General features: G+C 72.9%; 10 protein-coding genes and 1 pseudogene. 3 read left to right on the top strand and 8 right to left on the bottom strand.

Annotated features, from left to right (window positions below; translation table 11 throughout):
* Nucleotides 1–229: 229 nt before the first annotated feature.
* Entirely contained in the window at nt 230–1,411 is a 1,182-nt protein-coding gene (locus ACIRQF_RS05115; protein ID WP_389750325.1) for an ROK family transcriptional regulator, read from the bottom strand.
* 381 nt (nt 1,412–1,792) lie between these two features.
* Here ACIRQF_RS05115 and uvrA point away from each other — a divergent pair, with 381 nt between their 5' ends.
* Both uvrA and ACIRQF_RS05105 read left to right on the top strand, forming a co-directional pair.
* The gene (gene uvrA, locus ACIRQF_RS05110) at nt 1,793–4,261 is read left to right on the top strand and encodes an excinuclease ABC subunit UvrA (protein ID WP_404088943.1); all 2,469 of its coding nucleotides are present in this window, start codon (nt 1,793–1,795) and stop codon (nt 4,259–4,261) included.
* Nucleotides 4,262–4,548: 287 nt separating this feature from the next.
* Nucleotides 4,549–4,635, top strand: a pseudogene (locus tag ACIRQF_RS05105) (IS5/IS1182 family transposase); the annotation flags it as partial.
* Here ACIRQF_RS05105 and ACIRQF_RS05100 read toward each other — a convergent pair.
* The 3 genes from ACIRQF_RS05100 to ACIRQF_RS05090 form a co-directional block, all read right to left on the bottom strand.
* Nucleotides 4,635–6,059, bottom strand: a complete 1,425-nt coding sequence (locus tag ACIRQF_RS05100) for an NAD-dependent succinate-semialdehyde dehydrogenase (RefSeq protein WP_404088941.1) — start codon at nt 6,057–6,059, stop codon at nt 4,635–4,637. The pseudogene ACIRQF_RS05105 and the gene ACIRQF_RS05100 sit on opposite strands and share 1 nt — an antisense overlap.
* A gap of 318 nt (nt 6,060–6,377) precedes the next feature.
* Nucleotides 6,378–7,343: an MASE1 domain-containing protein gene (locus tag ACIRQF_RS05095; RefSeq protein ID WP_404088939.1), complete on the bottom strand. Its 966-nt coding sequence runs from the start codon at nt 7,341–7,343 to the stop codon at nt 6,378–6,380.
* Between the two features lie 260 nt (nt 7,344–7,603).
* Nucleotides 7,604–8,446: a PP2C family protein-serine/threonine phosphatase gene (locus ACIRQF_RS05090; protein WP_382478222.1), complete on the bottom strand. Its 843-nt coding sequence runs from the start codon at nt 8,444–8,446 to the stop codon at nt 7,604–7,606.
* Nucleotides 8,447–9,024: 578 nt separating this feature from the next.
* On the opposite strand from ACIRQF_RS05090, the gene ACIRQF_RS05085 reads away from it, so the two are divergent.
* Nucleotides 9,025–10,311 (top strand): phytase, encoded by a 1,287-nt coding sequence (locus ACIRQF_RS05085; protein ID WP_404088937.1) that lies wholly within the window; start codon nt 9,025–9,027, stop codon nt 10,309–10,311.
* A gap of 147 nt (nt 10,312–10,458) precedes the next feature.
* On the opposite strand, the gene atzF is transcribed toward ACIRQF_RS05085, so the two are convergent.
* Genes atzF through ACIRQF_RS05065 form a run of 4 tightly spaced genes read right to left on the bottom strand, consistent with a single transcriptional unit; the run spans nt 10,459 to nt 17,238 of the window.
* A complete protein-coding gene (gene atzF / locus ACIRQF_RS05080; RefSeq protein ID WP_404088935.1) occupies nt 10,459–12,153 on the bottom strand; it encodes an allophanate hydrolase in 1,695 nt (564 codons plus the stop codon).
* On the bottom strand, nt 12,150–15,737 hold the full coding sequence (gene uca / locus ACIRQF_RS05075; RefSeq protein ID WP_404088933.1) for an urea carboxylase: 3,588 nt from the start codon (nt 15,735–15,737) through the stop codon (nt 12,150–12,152). Before uca ends, atzF begins: the two co-directional genes overlap by 4 nt.
* A complete protein-coding gene (locus ACIRQF_RS05070) occupies nt 15,734–16,387 on the bottom strand; it encodes an urea amidolyase associated protein UAAP2 (RefSeq protein ID WP_404088931.1) in 654 nt (217 codons plus the stop codon). The genes uca and ACIRQF_RS05070 overlap by 4 nt, the downstream gene beginning before the upstream one ends.
* Nucleotides 16,384–17,238 carry an urea amidolyase associated protein UAAP1 gene (locus tag ACIRQF_RS05065; RefSeq protein ID WP_404088929.1) on the bottom strand — a complete coding sequence of 285 codons (855 nt, stop codon included), beginning with the start codon at nt 17,236–17,238 and terminating at the stop codon, nt 16,384–16,386. Before ACIRQF_RS05065 ends, ACIRQF_RS05070 begins: the two co-directional genes overlap by 4 nt.
* Between the last annotated feature and the right edge of the window lie 103 nt (nt 17,239–17,341).

Below are 17,341 nucleotides of genomic sequence, written 5' to 3'. Positions count from 1 at the left end.
GGTGCCCAGTGCCCCGGCGCGGCAACGCGCCGGCGGAGAGCCGGTCAGTGGGCGCGACAGCCCAGTCCGGCGAAGTGGTGCGCGCGGAAGGCGTTCACGGGGTGCCGGTCTGCGGCTGCCCGGATCGTGGCCCTCTGCTGTGCGTCCATGGGAAGAGTGTGCTGCTCCCGTGCCGGTACGGACAATATTTTCTCGCGGCGCGGAAGAAACCCGCCACGCCCCGCTCCACTCATCGGGCGCCGCCGCGGGTACGCAGCCCCAACGGGTCCTGGTAGACGGCCGCGAGCACCGGCGCGGTCGCCGCCACCGCGAGCGTGTCCGCGCCGAAGGAGCCGGTCCGCACCTGGTCGCCGCCGCTCGCCAGCTCGCGGGTCAGCTCGTCGAGCAGCCGGGGCAGACGGAGGGTGGCGAACTCGGTCAGCACCAGGTCGTCCGGGCGGATCAGGTCGAGCAGCGGCCGCACCGCGTGCGCGATCAGGCGCAGGCGGGTGCGGCACAGGTCGAGCGCCCGGACGTCGCCGGCGCGGGCGGCACGCACGAGCAGCCGCAGATCGGGGTGCGGGATGATGCCCTCGGTGACGGCGCGCCGCGCGACGGCACGGTCGGAGACGGTGACCTGGAGGCAGCCGGTGCGGCCGCAGGGGCACGGCTCCGCCGACCCCGGTACGGGCAGGTGGGCGATGCCGCCGGCGCCGTACCGCCGGCCCTGCAGCAGGACGCCGCCGGTGGCGATCGCCGCGTCCACGGCGTTGCCGACGAACAGGTGCACCAGGTCGCCGCCGCGGTTCGCGCCGAACAGCAGCTCGGCCTGGGCCAGCGCCCGGGCGTGGCCTTCCACGTGGACCGGCAGTCCCACCGCGCGCTGCAGCGAGCGCCGCAGCGGGATGTCGCGCCAGCCGAGCGCGGAGTTCTCGACCAGGACCCCGGCGTCGGGATCGACCCAGCCGCCGGTGGCCACGCCGAGGCCCAGGACGGAACGCCCGCCGAGGTGTCTGCGCAGGAAGCCGGGCAGTCGTCCGGCGACGTCCTGGAGGACCGCCCCGTGCTGCGGCTGCCGTGGCACGTGCTCGTACGCGATGACGTTGCCGCGGAGGTCGGTGAGCGAGAACGTGAGCCGCGGGACGGCGATGTGCACGCCCGCCGCGACGTGGTGCGCGGTCTCGATGTCCAGCGGGATGCGGGGGCGTCCGGGCCGGGGCGGCCGGTGCGGCTCGGGCGGCTCCCAGACCAGTCCCGTCGCGAGCAGTTCGGCCGCGTTCCGTGACACGACGGCCGCGCTCAGGCCCGTCTCCCGGATGATCGCGGTGCGGGCCAGGGGGCCTCCGCGCAGGATGGCCAGCAGGACGGCGGCGGCGTCGGGCCGGTCGGCGGCGGGCTTGCCGCCCGGCGTCGCGATGAGCGCTGGTCGCATCGGGATTCCTCGGTCCGGGAGTCGGTCGTACGTGGCACGGCGGCCCCGGCAACCGAGGGCCTAGGGATGCGGGGGACAGCTCGACGACCTCATGCCCCGATGCTCGCAAGCGCGCGGGGACCGGTCAACGATCCGGCGTTAAGGGGCAGTGACGGTTCTGCGAAGCGCTCCCGGCGGCCTCGCTTCGAGACCCACGAGGGGCTTCCGCCACCCGGCACCGTCCGCGACCCGGTTCGTCGGGGTGTCGGTGCGGCGTCGAGGTCCCGGCGCCCGCACTCGTACATGATCGTCCTTCCCCGCGCACGTCCGGGCCACCCGGAGCCGGGCGCCGGTGGCGGCGCCTGTCGCGCGGTTCCCGGCGCGATCAGGTAATCAGGAACGGTGAACAAGGACGCGACCGACCGCTTCGTGCATGTCCGGGGGGCCAGTGAGAACAACCTGCGGAACATCGATGTCGACGTTCCGCGGGACGCGATGGTCGCCTTCACCGGCGTCTCCGGTTCGGGCAAGTCCTCGCTCGCGTTCGGCACGCTCTACGCGGAGGCCCAGCGGCGTTACTTCGAGTCCGTGGCACCGTACGCCCGTAGGCTGTTGCAACAGGTCGGCGCCCCGCACGTGCAGGAAATCACCGGACTGCCGCCGGCCGTGGCCCTGCAGCAACGACGCGGGTCGCCCAGCTCGCGCTCGACGGTCGGCACCCTCACCACGCTGTCCAATCTGCTGCGCATGCTGTACTCCCGCGCCGGCACCTATCCGCCCGGGGCCGCCCGGCTGGAAGCCGAGTCGTTCTCACCCAACACCGCGGCCGGCGCCTGCCCGGAGTGCCACGGACTGGGCGTCGTGCACGACGTGGCCGAGGACCTGCTCGTCCCGGACCCCTCGCTGAGCATCCGCGAGGGGGCGATCGCCGCCTGGCCCGGCGCCTGGCAGGGCGCCAACCTGCGCAGTGTCGTGAGCGGCCTGGGGATCGACATCGACCGCCCGTGGCGCAGGCTCAAAAAGAAGGACCGGAACTGGCTGCTGTACACGGACGAGCAGCCCTCCGTGTACATCGAGCCGGAGGAGGACCGCGTCGACTACGGCTACCAGGGCAAGTTCTGGAGCGCCCGCAAGCACGTCATGCACGTCCTCGCCGACTCCAAGAGCGAGAAGATGCGCGAACGGGCGCTCCGGTTCGTCAGGAGTGTGCCCTGCCCCGCCTGTCACGGCAGCGGACTGCGGCCCGAGGCGCTCGCCGTGACCTTCGCCGGACGTTCCATCGCCGAGATCAACGCGATGCCGCTCACCGAGGTCGTGGCGCTGCTGCGGCCCGTCGCGGGGCGTTCCGAGGCCGACGCCACCACGTCGACCGCCCGGTCCGGGGAGACGACCGAGGTCGCCGTCCGGATCTGCGGCGACCTGGTCGCGCGGATCGACGTACTGCTCGATCTGGGCCTCGGATATCTCAGCCTCGGGCGCCGCTCGACGACCCTGTCACCCGGCGAGGCGCAGCGCCTGCGGATCGCCACCCAGCTGCGCTCGGGGCTGTTCGGCGTCGTCTACGTGCTCGACGAGCCCTCCGCGGGCCTGCACCCGGCTGACGCGGAACCGCTGCTGGACGTGCTGGACCGCCTCAAGGCGGCAGGCAACTCGCTGTTCGTCGTGGAGCACGACATGGACGTCGTACGGCGGGCGGACTGGGTGGTCGACATCGGCCCCGGTGCGGGCGAGGGCGGTGGACGCGTGCTGTACAGCGGCCCGGTCGCCGGTCTCGAGCGGGTCGGCGAGTCGGCCACCGGCCAGTACCTGTTCGGGCGCGCCCAGCCGCTCGATCACCGCCCGCGCCCACCGCACGGCTGGCTGCACCTGAGCGGCGTCTCCCGCCACAATCTGCACGACGTGTCCGTCGACGTACCGCTCTGCGTACTGACGGCGGTGACGGGCGTGTCCGGTTCCGGAAAGTCGACGCTGGTGACGCAGGTGCTCGCCGAGGTCGTCCGCGGCCACCTCGGACTCGTGGCCGAGGACCCCGAGGAGGCGCAGCTGGAGGTCGACGTCCAGGACGCGTCGGGGGTCGAGTCGTTCGACCGGCTGGTCCTGGTCGACCAACGGCCCATCGGCCGGACTCCCCGCTCCAACCTGGCCACGTACACCGGGATGTTCGACGCGGTGCGCAAGCTGTACGCGGCGACGGACGAAGCCAGGGCGCGGGGCTACTCGGCCGGGCGGTTCTCCTTCAACGTGCCCGAAGGGCGGTGCGAGACCTGCCAGGGCGAAGGTTTCGTCGCGGTGGAACTGCTGTTCCTGCCCGGCACCTACGCGCCGTGCCCGACCTGCGAAGGCGCCCGGTACAACGCCGAAACGCTGGAAGTCACCTATCGCGGCAGGAACATCGCGGAAGTACTGTCGCTGTCCGTCGACGCCGCCGCCACGTTCCTGTCCGCGGTCCCGGCCGCCTCCCGCAGTCTGGAGACGTTGCGCGAGGTGGGACTGGGGTACCTGCGGCTGGGTCAGCCCGCGACGGAACTCAGCGGTGGTGAGGCGCAACGCATCAAACTGGCCGCCGAACTGCAGCGAGCCCGCCGCGGGCACGCGCTCTACCTGCTCGACGAGCCGACGGCGGGGCTGCACCCCTCGGACATCGCGCTGCTGCTGCGACAGTTGCACCGGCTCGTCGACGCCGGCAACACGGTCGTCGTCGTCGAGCACGACCTGGCCACGATCGCCACCGCCGACTGGGTCATCGACCTCGGTCCGGGCGGCGGCGACGCGGGCGGGCGGGTGGTCGCGGCGGGCCCGCCCGCCAAGGTGGCGAGGGCCCGCCGCAGCGCCACCGCGCCCTATCTCGCGGCCCGCCTCGCGCGCTCCTGACGACAGGATCGCGAGCGCGGATCCCCGGGCACCGGCGGCGCGACCCGGTGGCCGGGTGGTCTCGCGCACCGGCGCGGTGCGCGAGGAGGCCGACGTTGCGGCAACCGTGGGACCCGACCTGCCGCGGCGGTCCCGCAGCCCGGTGGGAGCGGTCGCGTGTGGCAAGAATGCCCCCATGCAACTGGTGATCGCGGGTGGACATTGTGCGTCCGGGGACGCTGACCGCCGATCCCGGTAGCGGCCCCGTCGCGCTCGCCGGGCCCCGCGACCTACGGAGCGGGTGACGTGGCAAGCGCATCGGGGTGCGGGTCGCACGCAAGGGCATCGAGTCCAGCGAGCGATCGGGCCGCCGCCGCTGGGTGATCGAACGCAGTCAGCCCAGCACCTCTTCGATCGGGGCGTCGGCATCCACGTAGCGTACGAGCTTGCGGTTCGCGAACTCCACGATGCCCACGTCGCCGAGTTCGCGCCCGTAGCCGGAGCGCTTGATGCCGCCGAAGGGCAGCTCGGGTCGGGACGCGGTCGGGTGGTTGATCCACACCATGCCTGCCGCCAGCCGGTCCGCGACTCCGCGAGCACGTGCCGGGTCGGCGGTGAAGACCGCGCTTCCCAGGCCGTAGGGGGAGGTGTTGGCCAGTGCCACGGCCTCGTCCTCGTCGGCGACGCGGTAGACCGTGGCGACGGGGCCGAAGAGCTCTTCCCGGTAGGCGCGCATGTCCGGGGTGACGCCGGTGAGAAGGGTCGGCTCGACGAAGGCGCCCGGCAGGTCGGGCCGCCCGCCGCCCAGCACCACGGTGGCCCCCTTGTCCACCGCGTCACGAACCTGCTCCATCAGGAGTTCGGCCGCGGCCTCGGAGGACAGCGGGCCGAGCGTGGTGGCGGGGTCGACCGGATCTCCCGGTTGCACCTCGCTCATCCGGTCGCGCAGCCCGGCGACGAAGGCGTCGTAGACGGGGGCAAGGACGATGAAGCGCTTGGCCGCCACGCAGCACTGCCCGGTGTTGCCCATCCGGGCGAGGAACGCGGCGTACACGGTGCGCTCGAGGTGGTGATCGTCCAGCACGATGAAGGGATCACTGCCACCCAGTTCGAGGACGGACCTCTTGACATTGCGGCCGGCGATCTCGCCCAGGCTCACGCCCGCACGCTCGCTTCCGGTGAGTGACGCTCCCTGCACCCGAGAGTCATCGATGATCTTCCCGACGTCTCTGCCCCGCACGAAAAGATTGGTGTAGACCCCGGGCGGCACACCCGCATCAGTGAACAGCTGCTCGAGTGCCAGTGCGGACTGGGGGCAACTACTCGCGTGCTTGAGCAGGATCGTGTTGCCGAGGACGAGGTTCGGACCCGCGAAACGGACGACCTGGTACAGCGGGAAGTTCCACGGCATCACACCGAGAAGGACGCCGAGCGGCTCGTTCACCAGCAGGGCCGTGCCCTCGGGCACCGGTAGGGGGCGTTCTTCCAACAGCCCTGGGCCCTGCTCGCCGTAGTAGGTGAGGATGTCGGACGCGAGGTCGACCTCTGCACGGCTCGAGTTGATCAGCTTGCCGACCTCAAGGGTGAGGAGGTGCGCCAGTTCCTCCTTGCGCTCCCTCAGGAGCCGGCCGGCACGTTGTACGAGGGCCCCCCGGTCGGCCGCCGACCGGGCACGCCAGTCGGGAAAGCTACGGTGCGCCGCGTCGATCGCGCGCCCTACGTCTTCCGCGCTCAGCGCCGGGAACTCCCGAACCCTTTCACCGGTGTACGGGTTGACCGTGGCGATGGGGCTTCCCCGGTCAGTGACATGGGCGTCCATGACGCCTCCCTGAAGTCGGGACACCTCGGGTTTCCACGCCCGGACCCGCTCACACGTGCTGATTCGTCCCCTGCCACGGCAAGCTGTGGCACCCGGGTCCTCTGTCGTGCGCGTCACAGGCGTGGAGTCGCCGCCCGAACTCGGCTACGTCGGCGCTCTCATGGTGTGGCTCTTCGCCCGTGTGCAATACGACGAGCCTAACCTGGCCGGCGAGGCCCTGCAGCACGCCATGGTGCGCGGGGACGTCACGCTGTGGGTAGTCGTGGTCACCGCCGTCCGTGGGCGGGCTCGGGCCCGGCTCCGGCTCCGGCGCGGGGGTCACGGATCCCGGTGGCCGCCGGGTGGGGCTGCCCGGCTCCCGGCGGTGTCGGGTGGGGCCGGGGAGGGCTCGCCCGCCGCGAGGTGCTCCAGGACCTCCGCCAGTTCCTGGCAGGCGCGGCGTACCGACCGGCGGGTCGCACGCTGCTCGGTGATGACGGAGGCGAGAAGCAGGGCGGTCAGGGCGGCGGAACCGTTGAACGCCTGGAGCTTGGCCATGATCTCGACGTCCGTCAGGTGGAGGAACGCGCCCCGTCCGGAGGTCGCGGCGAAGGTGGCGAGCACGGAGGCGAAGAGCGCGCACAGCATGCTTCCGGCCAGCTGGAAGCGGAGCGCTGCCCAGATCAGCAGGGGGAAGACGAGGAAGAGCATGCTCATCGGGCTGAGCACGGCCATGGGCATGAGGACCAGGGTCGTCAGCCCCAGAAGGACCGCCTCCTTCCAGCGCCGTACCCGGAACCGTCCGGCCGGCCCCGCGAGGACGAGCAGGAGCGGGGCGATGAGCAGCACCCCCATCGTGTCGCCCACCCACCAGGCCAGCCAGACGGGCCAGAACTCGCTCTCGTCCAGGGAGCCCTTCGCCACCTGCAGTCCGACCCCCGCGGTCGCGCTGATCAGCATGGCGCCGAACCCGCCGAGGAAGACCAGGGAGAGTCCGTCCCGCAGCCGTGCCATGTCGCGCCGGAAGCCGGTCCGCCTCAGCAGCAGGAAGGCGCAGAACGGCGCGACCGTGTTGCTCACCACGGTGACCACTGTGGTGGGCCCCGGAGCGGTGAGGGAGGCGATGACGAGGAAGGAGCCGAGGGCGATCCCTGGCCAGACCCGCGCGCCGAGCAACAACAGGGCGGCGACGGCAACGCCGGTGGGTGGCCAGATGGGGGTGACCACCACGCTCTCGACGGCGAGGCGGCCCATCAGGCCGAGTCGTCCGGCCGCGTAGTAGCAAACCGTTACGGCCAGCGACATCAGAGCCGCCTCCGTAGAGGGCCGGAACTGCCGAGTATCCAACACGTCAGCCATCAGACACCGGCCGGGCCGCCACGACCGGGCAAGGACCCCTGCGTGTCGGGCGCCGCCGTACGGCCCGGGCCCGGGCCTGTCTGAGGACCGGCTGTCTGAGTACCGACTGTCTGAGTACCGACTGTCTGAGGACCGGCTGTCTGAGGACCGGCTGTCTGAGGACCGGCTGTCTGAGGACCGAACCGGGCCGAGGCGAGGCCCCTCCCTCACTCCTCGGCCTCTGACCGGGCCGGACCGCCGTCATGGCCGACGACCAGGACGGCCGCGTCGTCCTCGTGCCCCACCGTGGCCGCCAGCCTCATGACGGCGGTGGCGAGCGCGTCGACGTCCAGCCCGGCGACGGCGGTGATCCCGGCGAGCCGCGTCACCCGAGCCAGACCCTCGTCGACGTGGAGCGAGGGTCCCTCCACCACCCCGTCGGTCAGGAGGACGAAGACGCCGTCGGAGGTGAGCCGGTGGCGCGTGGCCGGGTAGTCGACGCCGCGGAGCACACCGAGCGGAGGTCCGCCCTCGCTGTCGTCGATGCCGGAGCGTCCGTCGGTGGTGGCCCAGATGTGGGGGATGTGACCGGCCCGGGCGCACTCCAGGGTCCCGGCAGCGGGGTCGAGCCGCAGGAAGGTGCAGGTGGCGAAGAGGTCGGCGCCCAGAGAGATCAGCAGGTCGTTGGTGCGACCGAGCAGCTCTCCCGGGTCTCCCGTGACGGAGGCCAGCGCGCGCAATGCGACACGGACCTGTCCCATGAAGGCGGCGGCCTCGATGTTGTGCCCCTGCACGTCACCGATGGACATGCCGATCTGTCCACCGGGCAGGGAGAAGGCGTCGTACCAGTCACCGCCGACGTGGAGCCCGTGGTTGGCGGGCTCATAGCGGACGGCCAGCCGGGCGCCCGGAAAGCTGGGGAGGTCCGAGGGCAGCATGTCGCGCTGCAGGGCCACGGCGAGCTCGACACGGGAACGCTGCGTCTCGGCCAGCTCCCGAGCCCTGGCGGTCAGCGACCCGAGCCGGACCAGAAGGTCCTCGCTGGTGTCGGCCGGCCGTCTGCGGAACATCGATCACTCCGACGTCACGACAATCCTCGCATCAGTCCGTCCCGTCTCCAGCACGCGGGACCACAGGGGACCACCTCGGTACGAACAGGTCCTTTTCCACTCTGCCCGGAGGGGACGGCGTCCGCATCTCATCGGCGGAGCGCGCGGCGGATCCCGGCGGCGGCCACTGCCCATCGCCGGAAACGAAGAGCGGTTCGGCCGGATGGAGCATCGCCCCGGCCCTGACCTCCCTCCGGACCGAGCCGGCCGACGCCGCGCGACCCGCCCGTCTTCCGGCATCACCGGCAGCACGGGACCGGCCTCGTGGGACGCGTTCGCAGAGCCTGAGATCGGGCCATGGTGCGCCCGCCGGGCCTCCCCGTCCAGATCAAGGGGTTGCCCCGATGTCGGCCGCCTCCCGTGTCCCTAGCCTCATGGCCACAGTCGAGCCGACTGCCGCCGAAGCCCCCCCCCGCACCCCAGATGGCGTTCATTTCGCGACGTGTTCAACCGCCGGTCACCTTTTAATCGTGAGCATGACAGGCGCGGCCGCCAGTGTCTTCCTCGCCAGGGCAAACCACCTGATACAGGGAAGAAATGTGACCATACGACTGACATCTCGCGTCTCCGTGCTCGTTCTCTGCACGGCACTGGCGACCTCGTTCGCCCTCCCGGCGCAGGCCTCCGGGATCGACGGCGTCCGGCCGAAGGCCGAGACCGCGCCGTTGTTCGACGACGAGGCCGGCGGCAACGCCAACGCGGACGACCCGGCGATCTGGCGCAACACCGCTGCCCCGGGCCGCAGCCTGGTGATCGCGACCGCCAAGCAGGGTGGCCTGCGGGTCTACGACCTGGACGCGCGCCAGGTGCAGTCGATCCCCGCCCCGGCCGGGCCGAGCGCCGACGACAAGCCCGGTCGCTTCAACAACGTCGACCTGGTTCAGGGCCTGCGCCTGGGCGGCGTGCGGGCGGACGTCGCGGTGGTCAGCGACCGCGGCAACGACCGGCTGCGGATCTACCGCATCGACCGGGACAGGCCCGGCGGCCCGCTCACCGACGTCACCGACCCGGGAGCGCGGCCCGTGTTCTCCGCGGACCAGGCCGAGATCAACGAGCAGAAGACCGCGTACGGCCTGGCCACCTGGACCGACCGCACCACCGGCCGCTCCTACGCCCTGGTCAGCCGGCGCAACCGCACCCGGATCGCCCTGTTGGAACTGCTCCCCACCGCGGCCGGCACCGTCGGCTACCGCCAGGTCCGCACCCTCGACCTCCCGTCCTCCTTCCGGATGCCCAACGGCGCCGCCTGGACGCCCTGCGCCGAGCCGGGCGAACTGCCGCAGGTCGAGGGCATGGTCGTCGACCCCGCGGACGGCACCCTGTACGCGGGCCAGGAGGACGTCGGCATCTGGCGCATCGACGCGGGCCTGACCGGCACACCGGTCCTGATCGACAAGGTCCGCGAGTACGGCGTCCCGGGCACGTACGACGAGCAGACCGAGGAGTGCACGCCCGGCACCGACCCCGGCTTCGGCGGCACACACCTGGCGGCCGACGTCGAGGGCCTGACCCTGGTCACCGAGCCGGACGGCGACGGCTACCTGCTCGCCTCCAGCCAGGGCGACAACACCTTCGTCGCCTATGACCGCGAACGCGACGAGGACAACGAGTACGAGAACGCCTTCCGCATCGCCGCGGCCTCCACCACCCTCGACGGCTCCGAGGTCTGCGACGGCGCCGCCGCTCTCAACGCCCCCCTCGGCACGCGCTACCCCAACGGTCTCCTCGTCGTCCAGGACGGCGAGGAGACCCCCGGTGACGGCGACCGCGAGGCCACCGGCTTCAAGTTCGTCGACCTCGGCGAGGTCCTCGACGCCATCGACTGACGAACGAACGCCGCGGGCGCACGGTGACCACGCCGTGCGCCCGTCCCGCCGTCACGCCTCGAAGAGACGGGCCGGCCCTCCTCGGACCGAGGGCGTTCGCGGCATGCCCCTGCAAACAGTCAGCAGGCGTCCGCCTCGAGCGCGTGCTCAGGACGCCCCGGTGTCCTCCCGCGGTGAAGGATGAGGTGAGGGACCTCCGGCGAGGGCCGCGCGCCAGCCGCCGTACGCCGTGATCTCGCGGGCGCCTTGCAGGGCCTCGGGCTCGCAGAGGAAGCCCGGCACGAGACTGCCGTCCGCGAGTTCCACGCTGCCGAGCGCCATCGGGCGGGGCAGCGCGGCGAGGAGCGAACCGAGTCCCTCGGCGGGCAGCCACCACACCTCGGTCTCGATCGCCGCGCCGCCCTCGCGGGACCGGACCAGGCCGGGTTTCGGGGGCACGGTGTCCAGCGCGTACAGCCGGTAGGCGGGCGCCGTGGTGGTGGTCCGCAGCAACCGTCCTCCCCGCGCGCGCAGTTGGCCGTTCAGGGGCTGTCCGGACAGGTGGGCGCCGACCACCGCGAGGTGCAGCGGCGGGGAGGTGAGCAGACGGGCGATACGGGCGAGCCGTTCGTCGGTGAAGGCCGGGCCGATCAGCATGACGCCGAAGGGGAGGCCGTTCACCTCGCCCGCCGGGACGGCGACCGCGGCCAGGTCGAACAGGTTCGTGGAGTTGGTGAACCGGCCGAGCCGGGCGTTCGCGCCCAAGGGGTCGGCGGCCACCTCGGCGAGGGTCGGGTGCCCCGGTGTCGTCGGCAGGAGCAGTGCGTCCGCGTCGCCCAGGGAGGCCAGGGCCCGGGCGCGGAGGACGGACAGCCTCTCCAGGTCCGCGTAGAGGCGGTGGGCCGGGAGGTCCCCGGCCCGGGAGACGATCCCGGCCACGGTCGGATCGAGGTCCGCCGCGCCCGCGTGCGCGTCGACGAAGGCCCCGACGGCGGCGTGGCGCTCGGCCACGAACGCGCCCTCGTACAGCATCGCCGCCGCCTCGGTGAACGGCTCCAGGTCGACGGGCAGCAGTTCCGCGCCCGCGTCGGCGAGCCGGGCCGCGGCCGCCCCGTACGCCTCCGCCCAGCCCTCGTCCAGTTCACCGAGCTGCCGGGGGTCGGGGACCGAGATCCGCCACGGGCCCGGCCGGCGCTGCTCCAGGGCGGGGAGCGCGCGCCCCGACGGCGCGGCAATGAAGGACAGGGCCCGCTCGGCCTCCGGTAGCGTGCGGGCGAAGACCGTCACGCAGTCGAGCGAGGCGCAGGCCGGCACGACCCCCTCGGATGGGACCAGGCCGCGGGTCGGCTTGAGGCCGACGATCCCGTTGAAGGCGGCCGGGACCCGGCCCGAGCCCGCGGTGTCCGTGCCGAGCGCGAAGTCCGCGATGCCGAGCGCGACGACGACCGCCGAGCCGGACGAGGAGCCGCCCGAGACGTACGCCGGGTCGACGGCGTTCCGGACCGCTCCGTACGGGCTGCGCGTGCCGACCAGGCCGGTCGCGAACTGGTCGAGGTTGGTGGTGCCGAGCACCACCGCCCCGGCCGCCTTCAAGCGTGCCACCGCGGGCGCGTCGACCTCGGGCCGGTACGCGTACGAAGGGCAGCCGGCGGTGGTCGGGAGGCCGGCCACGTCGATGTTGCCCTTGACCGCGAACACCGTCCCGGCGAGCGGCAGCCGCTCACCCGCGGCGACCCGGGCGTCGACCGCGGCGGCCTCGGCCTCCGGCTCCTCCCGGGGGTGGAGGTCGATCCACACCTCGGGCCGGTCCACCTGCGCGATGCGGGCGTACGCGGCCCGCACCCGTTCCAGCGCGCCGCTCATACGGCCACCTCCGCGGTCTCGACGGGGGCGAGGACGACGAGCGCGGTGCCCGCCTCGACCTGGCTGCCCGGTCTGATCAGGATCTCCGCGACGACGCCTTCGGCGGGGGCCGTCACGGGTGACTCCATCTTCATCGCCTCCAGGGCGACGAGCTGCTGCCCCGCCGACACCCGGTCGCCGACCTCCACGTTGACCTGCCAGACGCAGGCGGTGAGGTCGGCCTCCACCAGGCGGCCGCCCTCGGGCACGTCGACGTCGGCGGTCGGCGGGACGACCTCGGTGGCCGCCTCGGCGCGGGCGAACTCGCCGGCGGCCTCCCAGGCGTCGCGCTCGGCTTCGAAGGCCGCGCCCTGCCGGGCCCGGAAGGCGGCGATCGACGCCGCGTTCGCGTCGAGGAAGTCCCGGTAGGCGGCGAGCGAGAAGGTGCCCTCCTCGGTCTTCGGCACGAAGCGGCCGGAGACGATGTCCGCGCGCAGTTCCAGGAGTTCGTCGGCCCCGACCGGGTACCACCTGATCCGGTCGAAGAACCGCATCAGCCAGGGCCTGCCCGGGGCGAAGGCGCCGCGCTGCCGCCAGGGCGACCACACCTGGGTGGTGCGGCCGACGAACTGGTAGCCGCCGGGCCCCTCCATGCCGTAGACGCACAGGTACGCGCCGCCGATGCCGACCGAGTTCTCCGCCGTCCAGGTGCGGGCCGGGTTGTACTTGGTCGTCACCAGCCGGTGCCGGGGGTCCAGCGGGGTCGCGACGGGGGCGCCGAGGTAGACGTCGCCCAGGCCGAGGACCAGGTACTCGGCGTCGAAGACGGTCCGGTACACGTCGTCGACCGTGTCCAGGCCGTTGACGCGGCGGATGAACTCGATGTTCGACGGGCACCAGGGGGCGTCGTCCCGTACGCCGGCGACGTAGCGTTCGATGGCCTCGCGGGTCGCCGGGTCGTCCCAGGACAGCGGCAGGTGCACGGTCCGGCTGGGCACCACCAGGGCGTCGGTGGCGGGGAGTTCCTCCTCCATGCGCAGCACCGCGTCGAGCAGCTCGTGCTGCGGCAGCACGTCCGGATCGGTCTGGATCTGGAGCGAGCGGATGCCCGGAGTGAGGTCGACGACCCCGGGGAACCCGCGCTCGGTCAGCGCCTCCGCGAGCGCGTGGACGCGTATGCGCAGCGCCAGGTCGAGCTGCATGGGCCCGTACTCGACGAGGAGGTTGTCGTCGCCGCTGCGCCGGTACGTGACCGACGGGCGGGCGTCGTTCCCGGGCAGGCGGGCGAGGACGCCCCCGTCGACGATCGCCCCGCGGTCGGCGCGTGGCGCCGCGGCCGGGGCACGGCGCAGTCCGGCTGCGGCCTCCTGGGTGACGGGGACGAAGCGGACGGTGTCGCCGGGGCGGAGCTGGCCGAGCTTCCAGCGCTGCCCGGTGACGACCGTCGCCGGGCAGACGAAACCGCCGAGCGACGGTCCGTCGGGGCCGAGGAGGACCGGCATGTCACCGGTGTAGTCGACGGCACCGACGGAGTACGGGGTGTCGTGGATGTTGGAGGGGTGCAGTCCGGCCTCGCCGCCGTCCGCGCGCGCCCAGCGCGGCTTGGGGCCGACCAGGCGGACGCCGGTGCGCGCCGAGTTGAAGTGCACCTTCCAATCCGCCGTGTAGAAGTCGCGGACGTCGTCCTCGGTGAAGAACTCGGGCGCGGCGTGCGGACCTTCGACCGCGCCGACGTGCCAGACGGCGCCGAAGTCGGGCCGCTCGTCGAGGGGGACGACGGAGGTGTCCGTACGCGCCTCGCCGCCGTGCAGGACGTCGCCCGGGCGCAGGGCCCGCCCGCCGTGCCCGCCGAACCGGCCCAGGGTGAAGGTGGCGGCGCTGCCCAGGAACTCCGGTACGTCGAGGCCGCCCGCGAACAGGACGTAGGTGCGCAGGCCGTGTGCGGTGGGCGCGTCGACGGCGAGGGTCTGTCCGGCGTCGACGGTGACCGGTTCCCACTGAGGCACGGCGGCGCCGTCGACCGTCACCCGGGCCGGGGCGCCGGTGACGCAGACCGAGGTCGGGCGGGTGAACCGCAGGGAGGGTCCGTGGAGGGTGCACTCCAGACCTGGGGCGCCCTCGTCGTTGCCGAGGGCGGTGTTGCCGAGCCGGAAGGACAGGTCGTCCATCGGCCCGCCCGGGGGCACGCCGACCTGCCAGTACCCGGTACGTCCCGGCCAGTCCTGCACGGTGGTCAGGGTGCCCGCGGCGACGACCTCGACGCGCGGGGTCGGGTCGGTGACGCCGGCGAGCGTGGCCGTGGAGTGGGCGGCCGCCCGGACCTCGGGGTTGCGGAGGGCCGCCCGCACCAGGCCGAGGTTGGTCTCGATGCCGTCGACGCGGGTCGCGGCGAGGGCCGCGTCGAGCCGGTCGAGTGCTTCGGCGCGGTCCGAGCCGTGCGCGATCACCTTGGCGAGCATGGGGTCGTAGGAGGTGGTGACCTCGGTGCCGGTCTCCACCCAGGCGTCCACGCGGACGTCCTCCGGGAAGGCGACGCGGGTCAGCAGTCCGGCGCTGGGGCGGTGGTCGCGGGAGGGGTCCTCCGCGTAGACGCGCGCCTCGACGGCGTGGCCCGTGGGGGCCGGGGGCTCGGTGACGACGTCCGTGTCGCCCTGCGCGAGGCGCAGCATCCAGGCGACGAGGTCGACGCCGTAGATCGCCTCGGTGACCGGGTGCTCGACCTGGAGGCGGGTGTTGACCTCCAGGAAGTACGCCTCCTCGCGGGCGGCGTCGTACACGAACTCGACCGTGCCGGCGGAGCGGTAGTCGACCGACGCGCACAGGTCGCGGGCGGCCTCGGCGAGCCGGCGCCGCACGTGGTCCGGGAGGCCGGGGGCGGGGGCCTCCTCCAGGACCTTCTGGTTGCGGCGCTGGAGGGAGCAGTCGCGGTCCCCGAAGGTGACGACCCTGCCCCGCCCGTCGCCGAAGACCTGCACCTCGACGTGGCGGGCCCGCTCGACCAGCCGTTCCAGGAAGACGCCGGCGGAGGAGAAGGAGGCGGCCGCCACCCGCTGCACCCGCTCCCAGGCGTCGGCGAGTTCGGCGGGCCCGTGACAGGCCTGCATGCCGATGCCGCCACCGCCTCCGGTCGCCTTGAGCATCACCGGGTAGCCGATGCCGTCGGCGGCGGCGAGGGCCGTGGTCACGTCGGGGAGGAGGCCGGTGCCGGGAGCGAGCGGGACGCCCGCCGCCTCGGCGGCGGCGCGCGCGGTGTGCTTGGTCCCGAAGAGCTCCAGCTGTTCCGGGGCGGGGCCGACGAAGACGATGCCGGCGTCGGCGCAGCGGCGCGCGAATGCGGCGTCCTCGGACAGGAAGCCGTAGCCGGGGTGGATCGCGCCCGCCCCCGTGTCCTTGGCCGCTCCGAGGACCAGGTCGGCGTCGAGGTAGGACTCCTTGGCCGGGGCGGGGCCGAGCCGTACGGCCTCGTCGGCGAGCCGGACGTGCTCGGTGCCGCGGTCGGCGTCGGAGTACACGGCGACGGTCCGCAGCCCGAGCGTCCGGGCGGTGCGGATGATCCGGACCGCGATCTCGCCGCGGTTGGCGACCAGCAGGGTGTCGAAGGTCATCGTGCGCCGTCCTCGTCGTTCACGCCGGGCTCGGTGATGGCCATCCGGACGGCCGTCGGGTCGAATCCGTTGCAGGGGTTGTTGATCTGGGGGCAGTTGGACAACAGGACGAGGACGTCGGTCTCGGCGCGGAGCACGACCTTCAGGCCGGGGGCCGAGAGGCCGTCGACGATGCCGAGCGTGCCGTCCTTCTCGACCGGCACGTTCATGAACCAGTTGATGTTGGAGACCAGGTCGCGCTTGCCGAGGCCGTGCTTGGCGCCTTCGGCGAGGAAGTTCTCCACGCAGGCGTGCTGCGACCAGGTGTGGTGGCCGTAGCGGAGGGTGTTGGACTCCTTGGAGCAGGCGCCGCCGAGGGTGTCGTGCCGACCGCAGGTGTCCTCGACGACGGTCATCAGCGGTGTGTGCTCGTTGGAGAGCAGGACCGAGCCGGTGGTCAGGAAGACGTTGCCCTGGGCCTGGATCGTGTCGGGGGCGCTGTAGCGCACGGAGGTGTCGTGCGCGTCGTACAGCAGGAAGTCGGCGGCCTGGTTGCCGTGCACGTCGATGACGGTCAGCTGCTGCCCCGAGCGGACGATCGCGGACCAGGCGGCGCGGGCGGGGACGGTGTCGTCGGAGACGACGCGGCCGGGCAGGGCGGTGACGGTCATGCGAGCCCCCGGGCGGTGAGGTGGTCGACGGTGTTCAGAAAGGCGCGGCGGTTTTCGGGGCTGGCGTCCCAGAGGGCGTCTCCGGGAGCGGTCGGGCGGGACCGGTACGCCAGCACCCGGAGGTTTCCGCAGGTGTAGACCGGACGCGGGTCCAGCGGGTGCGGCACGTTGGCGAGGAGGACGGTGACGTCCTGTTCGGCACGGAGGGTGACGGACGTGCCGGGGCCCGCCGAGCCGGTGAACACGGTGGTGCCGTCCTCGGCGACCCGTACGCCCTGGAAGAAGGAGACGGACGGCGGCAGGTCGCGCGGGGCGAGGCCGTTCTTCAGCGCGGCGAGCTTGAACAGTTCGCGGCCCGCCGGCGAGGCGGACTGCGGGGACCCGTCCCCGTACCGCGCGGTGTTGCGGGCGAGGGTGGAGGTGCCGGTGAGGGCGTCGTGCCGGCCGGAGGCGTCCTCGACGACGGAGGCGAGCACCCGGCCCTGGTCGGAGAGGAGCAGGTGCCCCTCGCCGAGGTAGGCGTTCCACAGCACCTTGACCGTGTCGGCCGTGTTCAGCCGTTCCCAGGGGCGGTCGGCCGAGTGCAGGAGGAGGTGTGCGCAGGCGTCCCCGGTGAGGTCGGTCAGCCGCAGTTCGGTGCCGCGGGCGAGGACCTTGTGGGCGTAGCCGCCGCCCGCCACGGTCTCGGCCCAGACGACGTCACCCGCTCCGACGCCCTCGGGAGGCTCCGGCCAGTCGCTCGCGGGGACGACCGGCATGGCATCGGCCGCCGTACCCTCCTGGGCGCGGGCGTGCTCGCGCGCGCCGTGCGTCGACGCGGTCGCTGACGGTGGCGCTGAGGGTGTCCCCATGGCTCGACCTCCGGTCCGGGATGATCTCTGGGCTAATTTCTGTCGCTTGACAGAAATTAGGCAGCGGCCGCTTCGCGCCCATTGCCCGCGCGTTTCCGGTCGG

It is taken from the genome of Streptomyces sp. NPDC101191 (assembly GCF_044767915.1).
In the GTDB taxonomy this organism is placed as follows: domain Bacteria; phylum Actinomycetota; class Actinomycetes; order Streptomycetales; family Streptomycetaceae; genus Streptomyces.
The sequence above is the reverse complement of the archived record's forward strand: the minus strand, read 5'-3'. Positions and strand labels throughout refer to the sequence as shown.

What these genes read in the sequence shown, in the direction of transcription:
- ACIRQF_RS05115 (WP_389750325.1), bottom strand. Translation starts at nt 1,411, where the DNA reads ATGCGACCAGCGCTCATCGCGACGCCGGGCGGCAAGCCCGCCGCCGAC.
- ACIRQF_RS05100 (WP_404088941.1), bottom strand. Translation starts at nt 6,059, where the DNA reads ATGGACGCCCATGTCACTGACCGGGGAAGCCCCATCGCCACGGTCAAC.
- ACIRQF_RS05095 (WP_404088939.1), bottom strand. Translation starts at nt 7,343, where the DNA reads ATGTCGCTGGCCGTAACGGTTTGCTACTACGCGGCCGGACGACTCGGC.
- ACIRQF_RS05090 (WP_382478222.1), bottom strand. Translation starts at nt 8,446, where the DNA reads ATGTTCCGCAGACGGCCGGCCGACACCAGCGAGGACCTTCTGGTCCGG.
- atzF (WP_404088935.1), bottom strand. Translation starts at nt 12,153, where the DNA reads ATGAGCGGCGCGCTGGAACGGGTGCGGGCCGCGTACGCCCGCATCGCG.
- uca (WP_404088933.1), bottom strand. Translation starts at nt 15,737, where the DNA reads ATGACCTTCGACACCCTGCTGGTCGCCAACCGCGGCGAGATCGCGGTC.
- ACIRQF_RS05070 (WP_404088931.1), bottom strand. Translation starts at nt 16,387, where the DNA reads ATGACCGTCACCGCCCTGCCCGGCCGCGTCGTCTCCGACGACACCGTC.
- ACIRQF_RS05065 (WP_404088929.1), bottom strand. Translation starts at nt 17,238, where the DNA reads ATGGGGACACCCTCAGCGCCACCGTCAGCGACCGCGTCGACGCACGGC.